Below are 21,295 nucleotides of genomic sequence, written 5' to 3'. Positions count from 1 at the left end.
GGGCTTCCCTCTGCGCGCCTCGCGCAGAAGGGCTGAAGGTCAGGCCCTCGGGCCGACCTGGATGACCTGTTCCCAGCTTTTTCCGGCAAGGAAGACGCAGCTTCGGCCGGAAACATCGGTTACGATCAAAGTCCAACTGCCGCCGTCGGCCGCATAGAGTTCCATGACCGCTTGCGGATTGATCTGCCCGAACGCGGCCTGCTTTTCTTGATATTGTCGAGCAAGCAGCTCGACAACCTGCGAACGCTCGGCGCAATTCACAACGGCCTGTGAATCTGCCGAATTGGGGTAGGCCGTCACTGCGGCCGTCAGAAGGACGGCAAGAGAGAAGCCGCGGACCACATTGCGTACCATGACGCACCTCCTTTAGCCGGGAAGTCCCGGCGGAAGAGGATTTCCGCTGACCTGTTCCGCCGTATACCGGCATTCGATGGTCGACACATTCACGAGACGGAGCGATGTCGCCATCCGAAAAGTGTGACTGAGGCGGGTTACATCTCAGTTGGCTGAATTATAGAGCGCAACCTGAGCCATCACACGAGCATCGATGCCCGGGTAACGATCCTTCCATGCGTGCCGTTCCATCAAACGCTCTCATTTTTTCTTCATCGCCGCCATCAGCGCCGCGCCGAACGCGCCCTGCGCCGGCTCCTGCGGTGTTTGCGACCGAGCCGACCCGCCCCGGTTCGCGCCCTTCGGTGTCGCCCCCCTCGACTCACGGGGCGTGTCGGCGCTACCTTCCTTGCGCATGGAGAGCCCGATGCGCTTGCGGGCGACGTCGACCTCCGTGACGCGGACCTGCACGACGTCACCCGCCTTGACGACCTCATGCGGATCCTTGACGAAGCGGTCGGCCAATTGCGACACGTGGACGAGGCCATCCTGGTGCACGCCGATATCGACGAAGGCGCCGAACGCTGCGACATTGGTCACTGTGCCCTCGAGCCGCATCCCGACTTTCAGATCCTTGATGTCGTCCACGCCTTCCGCGAAGGTGGCCGTCTTGAAGCTCGGGCGCGGATCGCGACCCGGTTTCTCGAGTTCGGCCAGGATGTCCTTGACCGTCGGCAGGCCGAAGCGCTCGTCGACGAAAATGCGCGGATCGAGTTTTTTCAGCTCGGCGCTGTCTGCCATCAGCGAGCGCACGTCCCGCCCGCAGGCTGCAACGATCTTCTTGGCAACGCCATAGGCCTCCGGATGCACCGCAGACGCGTCGAGCGGCTCGGAACCGTTCGGTATCCGCAGAAAGCCGGCGCACTGCTCGAAGGTGCGGGCGCCGAGACGCGGCACTTTCAAAAGCTCCTGGCGGCTGGCGAAGGCCCCCATCGCATCGCGGTGCGCGACGATTGCCTCGGCCGAGGACTTGCCCAGTCCGGAGACACGCGCCAGGAGCGGCGCCGAGGCGGTGTTGAGATCGACCCCGACGGCGTTTACCGCATCCTCGACGACGGCGTCGAGCGAGCGGCTCAGCTTCGACTGATCGACGTCGTGCTGGTACTGGCCGACGCCGATCGATTTCGGTTCGATCTTGACGAGCTCGGCCAGCGGATCCTGCAGCCTGCGGGCGATCGAGACGGCGCCCCGCAGGGAAACGTCGAGGCCCGGAAACTCGGCAGCCGCCGTCTCCGAAGCGGAATAGACCGATGCACCCGCTTCGGACACGATCACCTTGGTAGGCTTCGGCGCCGGCGTGGCAGCGAGCATGTCTGCGACGAGTTTCTCCGTTTCACGGCTACCGGTGCCGTTGCCGATCGCAATCAGTTCCACCTTATGCTTGCGCACGAGCGCCGCAAGCTCTGCCTGGGCGCCGCGAATGTCGTTCTTCGGCGGAAAGGGATAGACCGTGGCGGTGTCGAGCAGCTTGCCTGTGCCGTCGACCACCGCGACCTTGACGCCGGTGCGGATCCCGGGATCGAGGCCCATGGTCGCGCGCGAGCCCGCGGGTGCCGCGAGCAGCAGGTCCTTGAGATTGCGTGCGAAGACGCGGATTGCCTCTTCTTCGGCCCGCTCGCGCAGCTCGCGCATCAGGTCCAGCGACAGCGAAAGCGAAAGCTTGACGCGCCATGTCCAGCCGATGACCTCCAGCAGCCATCTGTCGCCGGGCAACCGATCGCCGACACCGTAGGCCGCCGCGATCATCCGCTCGGTCGGCCTGTGCGAAGGCGCGGCCTCCTGATCGACCACGATATCGACCGAGAGAACCTCTTCGTTCCAGCCGCGCAACATCGCCAATGCGCGGTGCCCGGCCACCGTCGCCCAGCGCTCGGAGTGGTCGAAATAGTCCGAGAATTTGGCGCCGGACTCCTGCTTGCCGTCCACGACCCGAGCGCGCAGGAAGGCTGCCTCCCGCATATAGTTCCGCAACCGCCCGAGAAGGTCGGCGTTCTCGGTCATGGCCTCGGCGATGATATCGCGGGCGCCGTCGAGTGCGGTCTTGACGTCCGGCACATCGGCGGTGAGGAAGGCGGCCGCGCGTTCGGCCGGCGCGATCGAGCGGTCGGAAAGAATTGCTTCGGCCAGTGCGCCCAGCCCACGTTCGCGCGCGATTTCCGCCTTGGTGCGGCGCTTCGGCTTATAGGGCAGGTAAATGTCTTCGAGTTCCGCCTTGGTAACCGCGCCGGCGATTTTGCCTTCGAGCTCGTCGGTCATCTTGCCCTGGCCGCGGATCGAATCGACAATCGACGCCCGCCGCGCTTCAAGCTCGCGCAGATAGGTAAGCCGCTCCGACAGGACGCGCAGTTGCGTGTCGTCGAGACCGCCGGTGACCTCCTTGCGATAGCGGGCGATGAAAGGCACCGTCGCTCCGCCGTCCAGCAATTCGACTGCCGCTGTGACCTGGGCGGCGGTCGCCTTGATTTCGCTGGCGATGATGGCGGCGATGGGCTTTGCGGTCGTGACCATTCTCTCGTTCCGTTTCCTGTTTCGGCCGGACCATACCGGCGCAGACCATCAAGGCCAAGTGAAGGCCGATGGCCGCCCGGGCGAACTCCACAGAAGATCAGGAGACGGTGCCGTCGCGTGGGCGGATGAGGGGGCATTCGCCCGCCCCCTCAGACCGCGACGAGTTCCAGCCGTTCGCGGGTCTTCTCGAATTCCAGCAATTCGCGCTCCTTGATGGCGATGTAGTCGCGCGACACCGGCACCGTCGCGAGTGACGGCGAGAGCTGGAGCTGGAAGACGAAATGCTTGTCGTAGAGGAAGGCCGTTTCCGAGGCGGCGAGATAGAACTCCCACATCCGGAAAAAGCGCTCGTCATAGAGCCTGACCGCCTCCTCCCGCTGCGCCAGGAAACGCTCGCGCCAGGCCCTGAGCGTCCAGGCGTAATGCAGCGGCAGAATCTCGATGTCTTTGACGAGCAGGCGGTTGCTTTCGACCCGTGGCAATACCTCCGACAGGGCGGGAATGTAGCCGCCGGGGAAGATATACTTCTCGATCCACGGGTTGGTCGCCCAGGGTTTGTAGATCTGACCGATCGAATGCAGCAGCATCACGCCGTCCGGCTTCAGCAGTTCTTTCATCTTGCGGAAGAAATTGCCGTAATTTCCGATGCCCACATGTTCGAACATGCCGACGGAGACGATGCGGTCGAATTGCCTTCCCTGCATGGTGCGATAGTCCTGCAGTTCGAAGCGCACCCGGTCCGAAAGCCCGCGCCTTGCGGCGCGCTCGCGCGAGACCTTCAACTGCTCTTCGCTGAGCGTGATGCCCGTGACTTCGACCCCCGACGACTCGGCGAGGTACATCGCCATGCCGCCCCAGCCGGAACCCACTTCCAGTACCTTCTGGCCAGGCTCTAGCAGCAGCTTTGCCGCTATGTGCCGCTTCTTGGCGCGTTGCGCCTCGTCGAGCGAGATGCCCGGCGGATGGAAATAGGCACAGGAATATTGCCAGTCCTCGTCGAGGAAGAGGTTGAAGAGCTTGCCGTCCAGATCGTAATGGTGGGCGACGTTGTAGCGGTTGCGGTTTACCGGCAGCCGGCTCTTCATCTGCTGGCGAAAGATGTGTCCCAGCGCGACGATCGAATTGGTGAAGGTTGCCGCCTTGTCGAGATCATTGCTCTTGACGATGGCCAGCACGTCGAAAATATCGCCCTCCTCCACGAGAACGCGACCGTCCATGTACATTTCGCCGAATTTCAGCCCTGGATCGTGAAGAACGGCTTTTTCCGCTCCGGCATCAGCGAAACGGATGGCCGCCGGCTTGCCCGTACCATCGCCCAGAACCACCTTTTCACCCGACGAGAAAACGACCGTCAGCTTGCCTTTCTCGACAAGCCGGCGAAGTAGATTCAACAATCCCGCATTCATATCCTACCTCAGCTCAGACCTAAACGGACCATCGGTTCCTTCACAGGGGGAGCGGGTGAGCGGCTGGTCGGCTTCAGGGCAGACATGCGGCAGCTTGGAAGCGGGCGGCCACATCCGGAAGCGGCGAGAAACCGGCTCGAGCGCGACCTCACGGTTTCCGGCGAGTCCTCGCGAAGCAAGGCAAGGACCAGCTGCGGGAATTCGTCAGGCCAGCCCATCGGGCTCCTATCCATCAGAACTTCCATTAACTTAGCTGTGTTCGGCGGTTATTCAATGGGGCTTTTTTGTGGCCCCTCAAAGATTTGTTTGCTTAGCAAATTCGAAAGCACTGGAAACGGGCTCTCCTCGGATGTTGCGGGGCCGCTTCCGAGCGCCTACCTGCGCTTAGTGGTGGCCGACCCGTCATGGACCCGGTAACAGAGTGGTGCCGGTCCTTGTAACACGCGTATACCAACCGGTAACATCGTCACGCCACATTGTCGCGGCAAGCCCGTCGCGAGAGGAGGATACACGATGAAGAAGATCGCCGCGGTTGCGCTCGTCGTCGTCGCCATCGTCTGGCTTCTCAACACGTCGCTTCTGGCGCCGCCCCCCTCCGGCAATGCAAAGATCCTCGCTCATCGCGGCATCCACCAGGTTTTTTCCTCGGAAGGTCTCGACAACGACACCTGCACCGCCGAGCGCATCGAAACGCCGCGCCACAGCTATCTCGAAAACACGATTGCCTCGATGCGCGCGGCGATGGAGAGCGGCGCCGACGTCGTCGAACTCGACGTCCACCTGACACCGGATCGCCAGTTTGCCGTGTTTCACGACTGGACGCTCGATTGTCGGACGGATGGGAGCGGCGTCACCCAGGACACTCCGATGTCCGAGCTGAAGACACTGGACATCGGCTACGGCTATACGGCCGACGGCGGCAAGTCCTTCCCCTTCCGCGGCCAGGGGGCCGGCCAGATGCCGACGCTGACGGAAGTTTTCAAGGCCCTGCCCGAGGGCCGCTTCCTTATCAATTTCAAGAGCGAGCGGCGGGAGGAAGGAGCGACCCTCGCGGTCCTCCTCCGGTTCCACCCGGAGTGGCGCAAACAGGTGTTCGGCGTCTATGGCGGCACCGCTCCGACGCAGGAAACGCTCCGGCTGGTTCCGGGGCTCAGAGGCTATGATCGACAATCCACGATCGCCTGCCTTGGCCGCTATGCCGCCTATGGCTGGACCGGCATCGTACCGGATGCCTGTCGCGATACGCTGATCATCGTGCCGAGTAATTATGCACCTTTTTTGTGGGGCTGGCCCCACCGGTTCGCGGCCCGCATGCAGGCCGCCGGCAGCGAAATCATCCTGCTTGGCCCTTACAGCGGAGGAGATTTCACCTCCGGCATCGACAGCACCGATGATCTCGCTTTCGTTCCCGAGCGCTTCTCCGGCTACGTCTGGACCAACAGGGCGGAAACGATCGCTCCCCTTCTCGGAAAGCGCCCCGGCGCAGCGACCGACCAGGCCAATCGACAGTAGCCGAACCGCGCAACCTTCCTCGTGCAAAGGGTCAAACTATGTCGACATATGGATTCTCGCGGCCGCCGCCTTTGCTGCTCTCGCTACATTCGCGGCGCATGATCACGGTTCCGCGTCAGTCATCCGTCGCCAAGGCGTTCCAGGAAGGCTGGTGAACCGGCTGCGGAGCTCGAACGCCGCATGAGGTTGAAGAGCGTCTGACGGTCCTTCCCGCTATTTCGGAAAGTCGAGCCCCATTTCGCGGAAGCGTTCCGGATCGTCGCCCCAGTTCTCGCGCACCTTGACGAACAGGAAGAGGTGCACCGGCTGCTCGAGAATTTCGGAGATTTCCTTGCGTGCGGCGGTCGAGATCGCTTTGATCGCCTCGCCGCCCTTGCCGAGGGCGATCTTCTTCTGGCTGTCCCGCTCCACGTAGATCACCTGTTCGATGCGCACGGAACCGTCCTTGCGCTCCTCCCATTTCTCCGTTTCCACGTGAGATGCATAGGGAAGCTCCTGATGCAGACGAAGGAAGAGCTTCTCGCGGGTGATCTCGGCGGCCAGCTGGCGCATCGGCAGATCGGAGATCTGATCCTCGGGATAGTACCACGGACCTTCCGGCAGCGTCTCGGCGAGATAATCCATCACGTCTTCGCAGCCGGAACCCGTCAGCGCGGAGATCATGAAGGTGCGCTCGAATGCGACCACTTCGTTCGCAGCGGCCGCAAGCTTCAGCAAATCCTCGCGGCGAACCTGATCGACCTTGTTGAGGACGAGGACCTTCGGCTGATGTACCTCCTTCAGGCCCTCGAGGATCGCCTCCGCGTCACCCTTGATCCCGCGCTCGCTGTCGATCAGCAGCATGATCAGATCGGCGTCCTTGGCTCCGCCCCAGGCCGTGGTCACCATGGCGCGGTCGAGCCGACGCCGCGGCTTGAAGATGCCGGGCGTGTCCATGAAGACGATCTGCGCGCTGCCGTGGATCGCAATGCCGCGGATGATGGCCCGCGTCGTCTGCACCTTGTGGCTGACGATCGACACTTTCGCGCCGACCAGGCGATTGACCAATGTCGACTTGCCGGCATTCGTCGCCCCGATCAGCGCCACGAAGCCCGAGCGCGTCGGCACTGCGCCGGCGGCCGTATCCTTTTGAGTATCCGTCATGATATCCGTCAATTTCCGGCAGAGCGCTTCTGCCACACACCTTCGCGTTCCAGCAATTTCATCGCGGCGACCTGCTCGGCCCCGCGCTTGGAACGATCGACCCCCGTCTCCGGCGCGATCCCGTCGACCTCCACCGTCACGGTAAAGCGCGGATCGTGATCAGGCCCGGAACGGTCATCCGTCCTGTATTTCGGCGCGACACCGAATCTGGCATGCGCCCATTCCTGCAGTTCCGTCTTGGCGTCCCGCCTGGCGCCGTCTGCGCTTGCGGCCCTATGCGTCCAATGCTCGAGCACGAAACGTCGCGCCGCGTCGAGGCCGCCATCGAGATAAATCGCGGCGATCAGCGACTCTACCACATCGGCGCGCACATTCATCATGTGCTTGCCCGTGATTTTCTTCACATCCGAGCCGGTCCGGATGAATTCGTGCAGCGAGAGCTCATCCGCCACCTTCGCGCAGCTCTCCGCGCTGACGAGCTGGTTCAGACGCACCGAGAGCTCGCCTTCGTTGGCATCGGTGAAGGTCTGGAACAGGAGTTCCGCGACGCAGAGCCCAAGCACCCGGTCACCCAGGAATTCGAGCCGCTGATAGTTGATCGCGCGGCCGCTGCGAGCGCTCGAATGCGTCAGCGCCCGGTCGAGACGTTCCTTCTCGGCGAACCGGTAACCGATCGCGGCCTCGAGCCGCGCCCGGTCCTCCCCGTTCAACGAGCGGCCCTTCATCAGTGGACGACCTTGAATAAACGATCGTAACGCAGGTTCGCCGGCCATTTCCAGATCTGCCGGAACGAGGTGTCGTTGCCGAGCGAGAAGAAGATCAGGCTGGCCCGGCCGACAAGGTTTTCGGCCGGCACGAAGCCGACGTCGAAACGGCTGTCGGCGGAGTTATCCCGGTTGTCGCCCATCATGAAATAATGACCTGCCGGGACGATGAATTCACGGGTGTTGTCGCCGCGCGAATCGGGGAACTGGTCGAGCGTGTCGTAGGTCATGCCGTTGTCCATCGTCTCGCGATAGACAGGAACATCGCCGCCCGTGTCGTACTGATCGTCAGCGCGGAACGTGCCGTCCGGCACCCTTTCGACCGGCTTGTCGTTGACGTAGAGAATGCTGTTCCTGACTTGGATGCGGTCGCCCGGCAGGCCGACGAGGCGCTTGATATAGTCGATGTCGGGATTGGGCGGGAACCGGAAGACCACGATGTCGCCCCGGTTCGGTTCGCTCGCAAAGATCCTGCCGCTGAACAGATCCGGCGAAAAGGGCAGCGAGTATTTCGAATAGCCGTAGGCGAACTTGTTGACGAAGATATAGTCGCCGACAAGGAGCGTCGGCATCATCGAGCCGGAAGGGATCGTAAAGGGCTGAAAGAAGACGGTGCGGATGACCACGGCGAGGAGCAGCGCCTGGATGATGACCTTGACGTTCTCCCAGAGACCGCTCTGCTTCGCTTCTGTCTTTTCTGCCACGCTCAGTCTTCCTTGTCATCCTGCCCGGGGCACCGGGCCTAACGCTTCAACGTTCGTCTGCGCCCGAACTCAAGCGCACGCCGCCCCGCAACTCGATGCTATATGTCGCGGGAATGCCGTGCTTCAAGCGACCGCGGGCCGGTCTTCGGCAAGTGCTCTAAACCGTTCCCTCGGCGGGGGCAACCGGGAGCGCTTCGATAATCACGAAAGCTTGAGCAAGCGGGAAGTCGTCGGTGATGGTCAGATGGATTGCGGCGCGGTGGCCGACCGGCAGCAATTCCTGAAGGCGCGCGGCCGCGCCGCCGGTCAGCTGCATCGTCGGCTTCCCGCCGGGCAGGTTCACGACGCCCATATCTTTCCAGAACACGCCTTGAGCCAGGCCGGTGCCCAGTGCCTTGGAACAGGCCTCCTTTGCGGCGAATCGCTTGGCATAGGAGGCCGCACGGTTTTTGCGGCCTTCGGATTTGGCGATCTCGATATCGGTGAAGCACCGGTTGACGAAACGCTCGCCGAAGCGTTGGAGCGAGTTTTCGATGCGCCTGATATCGATGAGATCGCTGCCGATGCCGATGATCATGTCGGATGTCCGAATTTGTGCGCGCGGGCCTGCCGGCGCCGCTTCTGAAAGAGGCGGGCCGTCTGAAAGGCAAACGGGTAGAATATCAAGGCGCCCGCCGCTGAAAGAGGGAGCGAGCCAATGAGCATCGGCTTGAAGACCGGGCCCCACAGGCTTGCAAAATCGAGATGTTCGATCATCCGCATGATCTCTTGGCCGCCGATCACCTGAGCGGCTTGCGGCTGCGTGAGCATCGTGCCGACCTCGTAGGAAGCCGTCAGGATGACGGGTATCGTGATGGGATTGGCGAGCAGCGTCGTGATCGCGGCCGCGATGAGATTTCCGGAAAACGCCGACGCCAGAAGGACGGCGAGAACGATATGCAGGCCGAAGAACGGCGTCAAGGACGACGCGACACCCACCGCCACCCCGACGGCGATCGAGTGCGGAGACGAGTTAAGCCGGAGAATTCGAAGGGCAATGTAGCGCGGAGCGCGCGTCAGCCCCTTGCGCGGCCAGAAGAAAGCGCGAAGCCTCTCGGATAGTGTGACCGGTTTTCTGCGCCTGAATAACATTATGCCGTCATGATCGCATTCGAAACCGCCGCCGGCGCAAGACGGACCGCCCGCCTTACGATGGGCGCAAGATAGGCGCCGCACACGCCATGTGCAAGCTGCTGCCTGTTTCCTTCAATCCTTGAAGACCGAGGCGTGCGGCAGATCAAAGCGTTACAGCCGCAGGACACGCAGCGTCGTAAGGCGTCAGACTGACAGATAAGGCAAGAGAGCCATTCGTAAAACGCATAGCTCAGGCTACCGCCGGGCGCAGCAGCCGTGGCGCGCCTTTCGGGCGCGCCGCATTCGCGATCAGAAGCCCTTCCGGAAAAGGCCGCGGTCGATCTGACGCTGACGGTATTCCAGGTCGATCCGGTCGACGGAGCCATTCAGATAGGCGGTCTCACGCTCTTCGATGCTCGGAATGTGCAGGGCACGGGTGATTTTCTTCAACTGCTTGAACATGGCAAACCCCTTTCGTTCACCTCCCGATGCGAAAGATAGTTCACCAGCCGAACCATCACCAGTCCCGCGAAGCGTCGGCAGCCATGCAATGAATGCATGGCGCGGCTCATCATTGTTACGAGATGCTTATTTCTGAGGCAGATTGCACGGAAACCGGCTACTCGAAGAGGCGCTTGACCATGGATATGCTCGGCAGCTCCTTAAGCTGCGCCATCAGATGGTTGAGCTGACGCAAATCCCAGACCTCGAGATCGAACTGCAATTCGCTGAAGTCCGCGGCGACGCGCCCCATGGAAAGCGAACGGATATTGACGTCGGTGGTCGCGATGGCCTGTGCGACCTCTGCCAGCGTGCCGGGCTCGTTCAGGGCGCTGACCGCGATCCTCGCCATGAAACGGCTGTTGTTCGCCTCGTCGAGATCCCAACGAACGTCGATCCAGCGCTCGGGCTCTTCATCGAACTTCTGCAGGATCGGCGACTGGATCGGATAGATGGTGATGCCTTTGTCCTTGTCCATGATGCCGACGATGCGATCGCCGGGAACGGCGCCGGCAGGACTGAAATGGACCTCGGCATTGCCGGAGAGGCCACGGATCGGCAGGGCTTCCGGCCCCTCCGCCTGCTCGGCGGCGGCCATTTCCTTCGACCGCTCCGGCAGCTTGAAGATCATGCCCGCGGCGCTGCGCATGTTGAACCAGCCGTCGTCGGCGCTGGGCTTCACGGTCACGCGCTCGTCCTGATGATCGGGAAACACCGCGCGCAGCACGTCGAGCGAGGAGAGTTCGCCGCGCCCGACCGCTGCGATGGCGTCCTCGACGTCCTTCTGCCCGAGCCGATGCAGCACCGGCTTCAAAGCCTCGCGCGAGAAGGTCTTGCCCGCCCGTTCGAAGGTGCGCTCGAGGATGCGATAACCGAGGCCGGCATATTGCTTGCGGATGGCGGCGCGGGTCGCGCGGCGGATGGCGGCCCGCGCCTTGCCCGTGACGACGATCTCTTCCCAGGCCGGCGGCGGCACCTGAATACCCGAGCGGATGATCTCCACCTCGTCACCGTTGTTGAGCCGCGTCACCAGCGGCATGATGCGACCGTTGATCTTGGCCCCGACGCAGGTGTCGCCGATATTCGTATGCACGGCATAGGCAAAGTCGATCGGGGTAGCGCCGCGCGGCAGCGCTATCAATTGCCCCTTCGGTGTGAAGCAGAAGACCTGATCCTGGAAGAGTTCGAGCTTGGTGTGCTCGAGAAACTCCTCCGGATTGTCGCCCTCGGCGAGCGATTCGATCGTGCGGCGCAGCCAGGAATAGGCATTCGATGTCGGAGTGCGCGTCAGGTCGCCGGAAACGGTGTCGCGATCCTTGTAGAGTGCGTGGGCCGCGATACCGTATTCGGCAATCTCATGCATGCGCTTCGTGCGGATCTGCAGTTCGATGCGCTGGCGCGACGGGCCGATGATCGTCGTGTGAATCGATTGATAGTCGTTCTGTTTCGGGGTCGAGATGTAGTCCTTGAAGCGTCCCGGCACGACACGCCAGCGGGTGTGCACGATACCGAGCGCGCGATAGCAGGACGGAATGTCGTTGACGATGATGCGGAAGCCCCAGACATCCGAGAGCTGCTCGAAGGAAAGCGATTTCGACTGCATCTTGCGGAAAACCGAATAGGGCTTCTTCTGGCGTCCCCTGACCTGTGATTCCGTAAGCCCCTCGGCCTGAAGGAGCTCGCTCAGTTCCTCCTCGATCTTCTTGATCAGCCCCTCATTGCGCTCGGAGAGCTCCTGGAGGCGCCTGGTAACGGTCTCGTAAGCCTCCGGATTGATGTGGCGGAAGGACAGGTTCTCGAGCTCCTCGCGCATGTCCTGCATGCCCATGCGCCCTGCCAGGGGCGCATAGATGTCCATCGTCTCCTCGGAGATGCGCGCGCGCTTTTCGGCCGACATGTGGTCGAGGGTGCGCATATTGTGGAGGCGATCGGCAAGCTTGACCAGGAGCACGCGAACGTCGTCCGAAATGGCGAGCAGCAGCTTCCGAAGATTTTCCGCCTGCTTGGCCTTCTTGGTCACGAGGTCGAGCTTCTTGATCTTGGTGAGGCCTTCGACCAAGGCGCCGATATCCTCGCCGAAGAGATCGTCGATCTCCTGCCGCGTCGCGGTCGTATCCTCGATCGTGTCGTGCAGCAGCGCGACGGCGATCGTGGATTCGTCCAGATGCATCTCGGTCAGGATCGCCGCCACTTCCAGGGGATGGGAGATGTAAGGATCGCCGCTTGCCCGCTTCTGCTGCCCGTGCTTCTGCATGGCGTAGACATAGGCCTTGTTCAGCAGCGCCTCGTTGACGTCGGGCTTGTATTTTTGCACGCGCTCAACGAGCTCGTATTGGCGCATCATCCGCTAGCGGCTCCGTGAAATCAGGCAAATAAAAAAGTGCGCCAATCATATGAGTGGCGCACTGCTTCGATAACACGTCGGAACGTTGTTCCGGAACGAATCTCAGTAGTCGTCGCTCTTTTCCGGAGGAACGAGGCCTTCGATGCCGGCCAGCAGTTCCTCTTCGGACATGCGGTCGAAGGTCAGCGCTTCCGGCTGGTCTTCCTCTTCGGCTGCCTCAGCGAAGGCAGGCGCTGCTTCCGTCTGGGCGAGCGATGCCGGATCGGGTTCCGGCTCGTCCACTTCCACATGCTTCTGCAGCGAGTGGATCAAGTCCTCCTTCAGGTCGCCGGGCGACAGGGTTTCATCGGCGATCTCGCGCAGTGCAACGACCGGATTCTTGTCGTTGTCGCGGTCGACCGTAATCGGAGCACCCTGGGAAACCAGGCGTGCGCGGTGGCTGGCAAGAAGGACGAGTTCGAAACGGTTTTCGACCTTGTCGATGCAGTCTTCGACGGTGACGCGGGCCATAGCCTGTCCTTTACGACTCAAGAGATGCGGCGGCATTGCCGCGGCAGGTTTAACGACGCGAAACCGGAACGTCCGCTGACATGCGGCTCCATCAGCTCCGATTTCTGGAATTAGGCGTCCGATACAATCAAAACGGCATAAGTTCAAGTTTTTCCTGCATCCGGCTCACGTCATGGCCCGGAGCATGATAAAATGCCGCGTCTGCGGAACGCTCCAGAGGGTCACAGACATTGCCTGTATTTCGTGATAATTTCGAGTACGTATCCAGCAACAATTATAGATTGAAAATGTGGACGAACTGCAGCAACTGCTAAAACTAGCTATAGGCGCCGCGCCCTAGTTGGAATAATGCGTTGGCATGACCACATTATTTGCAGATAAGTGAGCTTTAATTTAATCCGCCAATTGTAAGCGTGACGCTCCGCGGGGTTGGTCCGGTCACTGTGCAGGGTACGGAAAAAGGAAGTAACGATGTTCGATCCTCGCGAGAAAATCGCTCTTTTCATCGATGGCGCCAACCTCTACGCCGCGTCGAAGAGCCTCGGCTTCGACATCGATTACCGCAAGCTGCTCAAGGCCTTCCAGAAGCGCGGCTACCTGCTCAGGGCCTACTACTACACCGCACTCATCGAGGACCAGGAATATTCGTCGATCCGTCCGCTGATCGATTGGCTGGACTATAACGGCTATAAGGTCGTGACGAAGCCCGCCAAAGAATTCACCGATTCCCTTGGACGCCGCAAGATCAAAGGGAATATGGACATCGAGCTGGCGATAGACGCCATGGAGCAGTCCGAATCGGTCGACCACCTGGTGATCTTCTCCGGAGACGGTGATTTCACGACCCTGGTCGAAGCGTTACAGCGCAAGGGCCGAAAGGTTTCCGTGGTTTCGACCATGTCGACGCAGCCGCCGATGATTGCCGACGACCTGCGCCGTCAGGCCGACCACTTCATCGATCTCGCGACGCTCAGAGGAGAGATCGGCCGCGAACCGTCCGAACGCGTTCAGCGCCCTGTCGAGCCGGTCGCCGACGACGTCGAGCTTTAAAGCCTGTCGGGATTTTTCCTCGTCCCTGTGCTTGTCACAGGGACGGAGGCCAGACCAAGCCTTGGCTGAAAATGGCTTTTCCGCGCCGCAGACGCGGTTTCCGCCCGCATCCCGCTCCAACGCATTGGAATCGATCGCCTTCGTGGTTCAGGTCGACCCGACCTGAGATCATTGTGATCTCGTCTGCCGATGAAAAACAATACCCCAGAGATCGACGGGACTCAGCCCCGCTCCTTGAGGAGCCTGTTCTTCTGCCGGTTCCAGTCGCGTTCCTTGGAGGTCTCTCGCTTGTCGTGCAGCTTCTTGCCCTTGCCGAGCGCCAGTTCCAGCTTCGCCCTGCCTCGCTCATTGAAGTATATTCGGAGCGGTATCAGCGACATCCCCTCGCGGTTGACCGCACCCTGCAGACGGTTCACTTCCCTCTTCGACAGGAGCAATTTGCGGCGGCGGCGCGTCTCGTGATTGAAGCGGTTGGCCTGCAGATATTCGGGCAGGTAGGAGTTGATGAGCCAGATCTCGCCGCCTTCGTCGGTCGCGTATGATTCCGCGATATTGGCCTTTCCCTCGCGCAACGACTTGACCTCCGTGCCGGTCAGAACCAGACCGGCCTCGTAGGTGTCGACGATCTCGTAGTTGAAGCGGGCCTTGCGATTTTCCGCGACAACCTTCTTGACCGTGCGTTCGCTGCCTTTCGGTGCCATCAGTTCATCAGCCCTGCATGCCTGAGCGCCGCGTCGATGGCCGACGCCGTGGCCGGCTCAAGCGCCGACAGCAGCGGCGAGCGGACAGTAAAGCTCATCCGCCCGAGACGGTTCAACGCGTATTTGGCGCCGCAGACGCCCGGCTCAAGGAAGATGGCCTTGTGCAGCGGCATCAATTTGTCTTGAAGTTCCAAGGCCTTGGCATAGTTGCCGGCAAGGGTTGCCTCCTGGAATTCGGCGCACAGGCGCGGAGCGACATTGGCGGTGACGGAGATGCAGCCGACGCCGCCATGCGCATTGAAGCCGAGGGCGGTCGCATCCTCTCCCGAAAGCTGCACGAAAGCCTTGCCGCAGCCTATGCGCTGCTCGGAAACCCTCTCGATCTTTCCAGTCGCATCCTTCACGCCGATGATCGTGGGATGGGCCTTCGCCAGCGCCGCCATGGTCTCGACGCTCATGTCCACGACGGAACGGCCGGGAATGTTATAAATCACGATCGGCAGCTTCACGCTTTCGGCGATCGCCGCGTAGTGGGCGAAAAGGCCCTTCTGCGTCGGCTTGTTGTAATAGGGCGTGACAACGAGGATCGCGTCCGCGCCGGCCTTTTCCGCATGCTGCGCAAGCTCGATCGCTTCGATCGTGTTGTTGGACCCAGCACCGGCGATGACCGGTACCCGCCGCGCCGACGCCTCTACGCACAGTTCCACGACCTTCTTATGCTCGTCGTGGGAAAGCGTCGGAGATTCACCCGTGGTGCCCACCGGCACGAGGCCGTGGCTGCCCTCTTTTATCTGCCACTCCACATGCGCGACGAAACTATCCGCATCAACCGAGCCGGCGGCGGTGAACGGCGTTACGAGTGCGGGAATGGAACCCTTGAACATGCACAACTCCTGACGACCGAGGGCGCAGAATACGCTCACGCTTTGGCCGCAATCGACGGTTAAAAAACTGCCGCACCATAATCATGTGACGTGTCTGCGGCAAGCGCTGAGAGGATGCATTTCGCTTTCGTTTCCGCGCAAACGCCGCCCGTAGGCGGGACCGCAATGGGGCGCCGGGTTTCGGGGAACACGCATGCGCCGGCCGGTCAGCAGTCCGACAGATGTGGCTGGGTTTTCGCCGACCGATCGGCTGTAATGGAGCGGCAATGAAGTCGAGGGATGGGGGACCACGGGGCTCGTGATGCGGCGAACAATTTTTCTGCCGGCCGCCGCCATGATCGGTGCGGGGATGCTGGCTTTTTCGGCCGAGGCAGCCGAGGGCCGGATCCCGGTACCGACGAGCAAGCCGGATGCTGCCGGCAAGATCGGCAGCCGCGCAACCGGCGAACTCTCGACTATCCTCGGCGCCAATCTGAAAAGCGGTCTCGATGCCCTCTCCGATCGGCAGCCGGAAAAGGCGATCGCCGTTCGCGACCGCATGCCGGCAGGAACGCTCGACCGCCATATCCTGGCCTGGGCGATCGCGGTGTCCGGACAGAGGGGCATTCCCTCCTATGACATTGCCGAGGCGCAGCGGGAACTCCAGGGCTGGCCGGGCCTGAAGTCGCTGCGCTCGCATTCGGAACGGGCGCTTTACCGCGAGAACGCTCCCGCCGCCGATGTGGTCGCCGCCTTCGGCACCACCCGGCCCGAGACCGCTGAAGGGGCGATCATCCTTGCACGCGCACTTGCAGCGCAAGGGCAGAGCTCGGCGGCCGCCACGCACCTGCGCGCATTCTGGCTCAGCGAAGCCCTGGACAAGGACACTGAAACGAAGATCCTTTCCGAGTTTTCCGGTCTGTTGACGACGGAAGACCACAGGCAGCGGATGGAAATGCTTCTCTACCGCGCCCGCATAGACCAGGCCGAGCGGTTCAGCGATCTCGGCAAGGCGCAATCGCTGTTCCGCGCCTGGGCCGCAGTGACCCGCGGCGGCAGCAACGCTGCCTCGCTCATCGAAGCGGTGGACGCTTCCTGGCGCAGCAGGCCTTCCTACCTCTTCATCCGCATCGAGCATTTACGCAAGCAGCAGAAATACGCCGAGGCGGCCCGGCTTCTCGACCAGATGCCGAAGGACGACGGCGCCCTCGTCAATCCCGGAGAATGGTGGGTCGAGCAACGTATCGTCAGCCGCGGCTTGCTCGACGCCGGCGACTTCCGCGGCGCCTATCGCATCGCCGCCAACCATGCGGCAAGGCGCGCCACGGACCGCGTCGACGCGGAATTCCATGCGGGCTGGTATGCGCTTCGCGGCCTCGAGGAACCCGAGACGGCGGCGCGTCACTTTCGCAGGATCCTCGAGGCATCGAGCCGGCCGATCTCCGCCTCGCGCGCCTGGTATTGGCTGGGCCGCGCCGCCGAAGCGGGCGCCCCCGGCGACGCGCGCGCGTATTTCACCAATGCCGCGCGCTACCCGGCCACCTTCTACGGGCAACTCGCCGCCGCACGCCTCGGCCAGGCGAAACTCGATATGAGCTATCCCTCGCCGACGGAGCAAGACCGCATCCGGCTGGAGGGGCGCGAAGCCGTTACGGCGATCGGCCGGCTCGAAGCAGCCGGCCACGGCTGGCGCGCCGACAGTCTTTATCGGGCGCTTGCCGAGGAACTGACCAGCCCCGGCGAACTTGCGATCCTGGCGGAGCGGGCCGAGAAGTCGGGCAATCACCAACTCTCGTTACAGATCGGCAAAATCGCCTTCGGCCGCGGCATCGAGGTGGCTGCCCTTGCCTTTCCTATCGGAGTCATTCCGCCGAGCGCCGATATCGACGGGGCCGGCAAGGCGCTCGCCTATGCCATCGCCCGGCAGGAAAGCGCTTTCAACCCGGCCGCTGTTTCTGTGGCGAATGCCCGGGGGCTCCTGCAACTCCTTCCCGGCACGGCCAAGGCAGTCGCCAGCCGCTATGGCCTCGCCTATTCGAAGGACCGCCTGACGAGCGACGCCGGCTATAATGCGACGCTTGGGGCCCATTACCTCGGCGAACAGATCGACAGCTTCGGCGGTTCCTACATCCTCACCTTCATCGCCTATAATGCCGGCCCGCGTCGTGTTCCTGAGTGGCTCGCCCGCTATGGCGATCCACGCGGAAAGCCCATCGACGAGGTCGTGGACTGGATCGAGCGCATCCCCTTCGAGGAGACGCGCAACTATGTCCAGCGGGTGATGGAGAACTACCAGGTTTATAAGTCGCGGCTGGGACAGGATACGGACATCGTTGCGGATTTGAGGTTGGGACGCCGTTTGCCTTGAGCCGGAGCTGCGGGGGCGAACCGGACGGTCGCGCCCGACTGCAACGGTCCCGCGGCAGCTCTGCCGAGAGAGGATCACATCATCGTGATCCTTTGGCGGCGTCCGGCACAAAATACGATTTCGGCCATTTTCCCTTTGAAGGGATTACTTTCTCCTGAGAGGAAATGGTGAGGCCAATGAAGACCTTAGCAATTGTTGCCCTGTCGCTGGCCACGGCCATCAGCAGCGTTCCGCCCGCAGAGGCATTTCCGATCGTTCCGGCACCGAAGCCGCAGGCTGCCGACGTGCAGTTGGCGCAGTTTCCGTACGAGCGCGGGGAAGCGCGCAAGGGCCGCTGCCGCGACCGGGACTGCCGGCGGATGGGCAACTGGCGCGGTTATCGCGGAAACCGCCATTACAGCAACCGCTACCATCATCGCCGCTACTACCGCGACGACGATGATGATCTCGGAGCTTTCTTTGGCGGCCTGGCCGCCGGCGCGATCGTCGGTGGCGTGTTGAGCCAGCCGAGATATGCGGCTCCGAGGTATTACGGCGGCGGCAATGCACATGTGGAATGGTGCTACTCGCGCTATCGCTCGTATAGAGCCTGGGATAATACATTCCAGCCCTATAACGGTCCGCGGCGCCAGTGCTATTCACCCTATAGGTGACGTCACTGCGCGGACAAATTAAGGCCTGTTGTGATTCGGGCCGCTCGCTGCGGCTTGTTTGATCGCCTCATTCCTGTGCTCGTCACAGGGATGAAGGTAGAGAGGGTGTGACGCCCCGGCGCGTTTGATAAACCGTGAAGCGAGGCGGAAGGTCGCGGTTCACGCCCGTATACAGCATCCCGCTTCGCTTCGACGCGAGAATGTAGGCGTAACCTTTCATCTCGGTCCCTCATTCCTGTGCTTGTCACAGGAATACAGCCAAACCAAGTCCTTGGGCTGGAAGGCTCTTCCGCGCCGCAGACGCGGCGCTGCTCTCATCCCTGTAATGAGCACAGGGCGAAATCTCAACAGGCCCGAAAGCGCGTGGCATGAAGTTCTATTTGAACGCGACGCGCCTCCCCTCACCTTCTCCCTATTTGAGGGAAGGCAGTGCTGGCGCTTCCCTCCTACTCGTCAGCGCCGCGGTCTAGCCCATGCGCCCTGGCGACCGCTCCCACGCGTTCGAAACGATCTTCGGCGGCCTGTACGAAGCCTCGCCGACCGCCCAGCGATAGGATTTCTTTCCCACGACTGACTGGAGGTCAGAAATGAACATCAAGAGCCTTCTTCTCGGCTCCGCTGCTGCTCTCGCAGCAGTCTCCGGCGCCCAGGCTGCCGACGCGATCGTCGCTGCCGAGCCGGAGCCCATGGAATACGTTCGCGTCTGCGACGCTTTCGGCACCGGCTACTTCTACATTCCCGGCACGGAAACCTGCCTCAAGATCGGCGGCTTCATCCGCGTTCAGGGTGAATTCGGCCGTGACGAAGCCAACGACCGCTGGAAGAACCCGAAACAGTCCACGTCGGATTGGGACATGTTCTCCCGCGCCTACATCTCCTTTGACGCAAAGAGCGACACGGAATACGGCACGCTCACCGGCTTCTTCGCCGCTGAATTCAACGCCGACAACGACTCCGACGACGGCGACAGCCTGATCGACGTCGATGAAGCCTACATCCAGCTCGGCGGCTTGAAGGCCGGCTTCTTCTACAGCTGGTGGGATAAGGGCCTGAACGGCGAAACCGACTCGATCGGCGAGAACACGGAATTCAACTCGCTCGCCTACATGTATGACGGCGGCACCTTCCAGGCTGGCATTGCAGTCGATGAACTCGAGGCAACGACCACCAAGGCCAACGGCATCGGTGTTGAAGGTATCGTTTCGGCTTCGCTCGGCGGCGTAAGCTTCGATCTGCTCGGCGGCTTCGACACCGAGGCTGAAGAGGGCGCGGTTCGCGCATTGCTGTCCGCAGATGCTGGTCCGGGCACCTTCCAGCTCGCGGGCGTATGGGCATCCGACCCGAATGCCTATTGGAAAGCTTCCGAGTGGACCGTTGCTGCGTCGTACCGCTTCAACGCTTCCGAAAAGCTCGCAATCACCCCCGGCGCGCAATATTGGGACGCTCTGAACAACGGTGCCGGTGGCTTCGACTCGAGCGAAGAACAGTGGCGCGTCGGTGTCACTGCCGACTATCAGATCACCGATGGTCTCGCCTCGCGCTTTGCCATCAACTACACGGATGCAAGCAACAAGCCCGACGCTGTCAGCGGCTTCCTCCGCCTGCAGCGGGACTTCTAATCTGACCTAGTCAGGTTCAAAAAAGCCCGCAACCCAACATTGAGTTGCGGGCTGTTGCTGTTCTGCAACGAATGTGCGCCGCCAAGGCGTTGAGATTGTTTGACTATAAGCACTGACTTGATGGTCAGTGGTTTCTTGGCTCGTTCACGGAGAATGGGGAGGAAACGGCAAACGTGACGTCGGACGCTGAAAAACGAGCGAGTGACCTCGGATTCCCTGGAATGGGGTCCGGATACGAGGTCAATTATAGCTTCGGCCGGCAAGGTCCCATGGGAGTGGTGAAGGAAGCCACGCTCGCCGAATTGCTTCAGCGCTATGCCGACATCCTGTGGGACGAAGGCAAGCACAAATACAATGTGAAGGCTTTCGTCGGAGAGCTGGACGAGATTCTGCTCGGCAAGCGTTTCTCCGTCTTCTCGCAGGAGATGCTCGACGGCCTCATCGGTGCGCTGCGCAAGCGCGGCAACAGCAACGCGACCATCAACCGGAAGATGGCGGCGCTGCGAAAGCTGCTGCGGAAAGCGTACAAGATGGGGGATGTACACAATCTACCGGAGTTCAAGCGCCAGAAGGAGAAGGCGGGGCGCCTACGCTTTCTGGAAGCCGACGAGGAGGAACTGCTCTTCCGGGAGATTGCGAGCCGGTCTGAACTGTACCTTTATCTCTCGATATTCCTGGTGGATACGGGTGCGCGCCTGGGCGAGGCCATTGCTCTCAAATGGAACGACATCCACGAGGGCCGGGCGACATTCTGGGTCACCAAATCGGGCCGCAGCCGCACGGTCCCGCTCACCTTGAGGGCAAAGGACGCCCTGAAGAAATGCGCCGACAGGGCTCCGGGGCCCTTTTCGAGAATTGATCAGCAAAAGTATCGCGCCGTCTGGAACGCTGCAAAGGTGGATGCGCGCCTCGGCGACGAAGAAGACGTCGTTCCGCACATCCTGCGGCATACCTGCGCCTCACGCTTGGTCAGAGGCGGGATCGACCTTAGACGGGTTCAGATGTGGCTTGGCCACCAGACGCTCGAGATGACGATGCGCTACGCCCATCTCGCCTCCCACGACCTCGATATGTGCGTGCCCGTCCTGGAACGGCACCTCAAGTAAATCGCGGGACGCGCCGCAGTAGCGCGGCACTCACAAT

General features: G+C 61.8%; 19 protein-coding genes. 6 read left to right on the top strand and 13 right to left on the bottom strand.

From position 1 onward, the window contains the following. Positions 1-39: 39 nt before the first annotated feature. From CN933_RS08660 to cfa2, 3 genes are all read right to left on the bottom strand, one after another. Positions 40-354, bottom strand: a complete 315-nt coding sequence (locus CN933_RS08660; RefSeq protein WP_018094606.1) for a hypothetical protein — start codon at positions 352-354, stop codon at positions 40-42. A gap of 240 nt (positions 355-594) precedes the next feature. Further along, the gene (locus tag CN933_RS08655; RefSeq protein WP_018094604.1) at positions 595-2,901 is read right to left on the bottom strand and encodes a Tex family protein; all 2,307 of its coding nucleotides are present in this window, start codon (positions 2,899-2,901) and stop codon (positions 595-597) included. A 149-nt stretch (positions 2,902-3,050) separates the two neighbouring features. Continuing rightward, entirely contained in the window at positions 3,051-4,307 is a 1,257-nt protein-coding gene (cfa2, locus tag CN933_RS08650; RefSeq protein ID WP_018094603.1) for a cyclopropane-fatty-acyl-phospholipid synthase, read from the bottom strand. A gap of 513 nt (positions 4,308-4,820) precedes the next feature. Between cfa2 and CN933_RS08640 the strand changes: the two genes are divergently transcribed. Then, entirely contained in the window at positions 4,821-5,819 is a 999-nt protein-coding gene (locus CN933_RS08640; RefSeq protein ID WP_018094602.1) for a glycerophosphodiester phosphodiesterase family protein, read from the top strand. Positions 5,820-6,032: 213 nt separating this feature from the next. Here the strand turns inward: CN933_RS08640 and era are convergent, their stop codons facing one another. The 8 genes from era to rpoZ form a co-directional block, all read right to left on the bottom strand. Next, entirely contained in the window at positions 6,033-6,962 is a 930-nt protein-coding gene (era, locus tag CN933_RS08635) for a GTPase Era (RefSeq protein ID WP_026168570.1), read from the bottom strand. An 8-nt stretch (positions 6,963-6,970) separates the two neighbouring features. Further along, a complete protein-coding gene (gene rnc, locus CN933_RS08630; RefSeq protein WP_018094599.1) occupies positions 6,971-7,687 on the bottom strand; it encodes a ribonuclease III in 717 nt (238 codons plus the stop codon). Then, entirely contained in the window at positions 7,687-8,430 is a 744-nt protein-coding gene (gene lepB, locus CN933_RS08625) for a signal peptidase I (protein ID WP_018094598.1), read from the bottom strand. Before lepB ends, rnc begins: the two co-directional genes overlap by 1 nt. 157 nt (positions 8,431-8,587) lie before the next feature. Then, a complete protein-coding gene (acpS, locus tag CN933_RS08620; protein WP_018094597.1) occupies positions 8,588-9,007 on the bottom strand; it encodes a holo-ACP synthase in 420 nt (139 codons plus the stop codon). Then, positions 9,004-9,561 (bottom strand): DUF2062 domain-containing protein, encoded by a 558-nt coding sequence (locus CN933_RS08615; protein ID WP_026168569.1) that lies wholly within the window; start codon positions 9,559-9,561, stop codon positions 9,004-9,006. The genes acpS and CN933_RS08615 overlap by 4 nt, the downstream gene beginning before the upstream one ends. A gap of 291 nt (positions 9,562-9,852) precedes the next feature. Further along, positions 9,853-10,005, bottom strand: coding sequence for a DUF3563 family protein (locus CN933_RS08610; RefSeq protein WP_018094596.1), 153 nt, complete (start codon positions 10,003-10,005; stop codon positions 9,853-9,855). A gap of 157 nt (positions 10,006-10,162) precedes the next feature. Further along, on the bottom strand, positions 10,163-12,388 hold the full coding sequence (locus tag CN933_RS08605; protein ID WP_018094595.1) for a RelA/SpoT family protein: 2,226 nt from the start codon (positions 12,386-12,388) through the stop codon (positions 10,163-10,165). Positions 12,389-12,490: 102 nt separating this feature from the next. Beyond that, the gene (gene rpoZ / locus CN933_RS08600) at positions 12,491-12,898 is read right to left on the bottom strand and encodes a DNA-directed RNA polymerase subunit omega (protein ID WP_018094594.1); all 408 of its coding nucleotides are present in this window, start codon (positions 12,896-12,898) and stop codon (positions 12,491-12,493) included. A gap of 471 nt (positions 12,899-13,369) precedes the next feature. On the opposite strand from rpoZ, the gene CN933_RS08595 reads away from it, so the two are divergent. Then, a complete protein-coding gene (locus tag CN933_RS08595; RefSeq protein WP_003527296.1) occupies positions 13,370-13,948 on the top strand; it encodes a LabA-like NYN domain-containing protein in 579 nt (192 codons plus the stop codon). Positions 13,949-14,169: 221 nt separating this feature from the next. On the opposite strand, the gene smpB is transcribed toward CN933_RS08595, so the two are convergent. Further along, entirely contained in the window at positions 14,170-14,649 is a 480-nt protein-coding gene (smpB, locus tag CN933_RS08590; protein ID WP_003527297.1) for an SsrA-binding protein SmpB, read from the bottom strand. After that, positions 14,649-15,533 (bottom strand): 4-hydroxy-tetrahydrodipicolinate synthase, encoded by an 885-nt coding sequence (gene dapA, locus CN933_RS08585; protein ID WP_018094592.1) that lies wholly within the window; start codon positions 15,531-15,533, stop codon positions 14,649-14,651. The genes smpB and dapA overlap by 1 nt, the downstream gene beginning before the upstream one ends. 301 nt (positions 15,534-15,834) lie before the next feature. Here dapA and CN933_RS08580 point away from each other — a divergent pair, with 301 nt between their 5' ends. The 4 genes from CN933_RS08580 (at position 15,835) to CN933_RS08560 (ending at position 21,258) form a co-directional block, all read left to right on the top strand. Beyond that, positions 15,835-17,880, top strand: a complete 2,046-nt coding sequence (locus CN933_RS08580) for a lytic transglycosylase domain-containing protein (RefSeq protein WP_018094591.1) — start codon at positions 15,835-15,837, stop codon at positions 17,878-17,880. Between the two features lie 164 nt (positions 17,881-18,044). Further along, the gene (locus CN933_RS08575) at positions 18,045-18,533 is read left to right on the top strand and encodes a BA14K family protein (RefSeq protein WP_018094590.1); all 489 of its coding nucleotides are present in this window, start codon (positions 18,045-18,047) and stop codon (positions 18,531-18,533) included. Between the two features lie 587 nt (positions 18,534-19,120). After that, a complete protein-coding gene (locus CN933_RS08565; protein WP_018094589.1) occupies positions 19,121-20,152 on the top strand; it encodes a porin in 1,032 nt (343 codons plus the stop codon). A 173-nt stretch (positions 20,153-20,325) separates the two neighbouring features. Beyond that, a complete protein-coding gene (locus CN933_RS08560; protein ID WP_026168567.1) occupies positions 20,326-21,258 on the top strand; it encodes a tyrosine-type recombinase/integrase in 933 nt (310 codons plus the stop codon). Positions 21,259-21,295 lie beyond the last annotated feature (37 nt).

The organism is Sinorhizobium sp. M4_45 (genome assembly GCF_002885915.1).
Lineage (GTDB): Bacteria > Pseudomonadota > Alphaproteobacteria > Rhizobiales > Rhizobiaceae > Sinorhizobium > Sinorhizobium meliloti_A.
Note: the sequence above shows the minus strand (reverse complement) of the source record. Positions and strands in the feature narration are given on the sequence as shown.